The following is a 249-nucleotide window of genomic DNA, read 5'->3' as shown; positions in this document are numbered from 1 at the left end:
GTGAAACAGAATTACCTCCGGGCAGAAACGCTGGTCAGCGCCAATGCCCGCCTGGTTGATTTTCAGTCCACACTGGAGCTTGCTGGCCGCTGGGGTGGTGGTGAAGTGGCTTCAGCTGACGGCATGCGCTTTGTCACGCCGGTGAAAAGCGTCAATTCAGGGCCTAACAGAAAATATTTTGGTTCCGGACGTGGTATCACCTGGTACAACTTCGTCTCTGATCAGTACTCCGGATTCCACGGCATCGTT

Annotated in this window: 1 protein-coding gene; it reads left to right on the top strand. The window is 54.2% G+C overall.

What is annotated here, in order from left to right:
• A partial coding sequence (locus CBW22_RS22015) for a Tn3 family transposase (protein ID WP_141097342.1) occupies positions 1-249 on the top strand: 249 nt, incomplete at both ends.

Origin of the sequence: Pantoea sp. VS1 (assembly GCF_002207995.1) — a bacterium.
GTDB classification, from domain to species: domain Bacteria; phylum Pseudomonadota; class Gammaproteobacteria; order Enterobacterales; family Enterobacteriaceae; genus Pantoea; species Pantoea dispersa.
The sequence above is the reverse complement of the archived record's forward strand: the minus strand, read 5'-3'. Positions and strand labels throughout refer to the sequence as shown.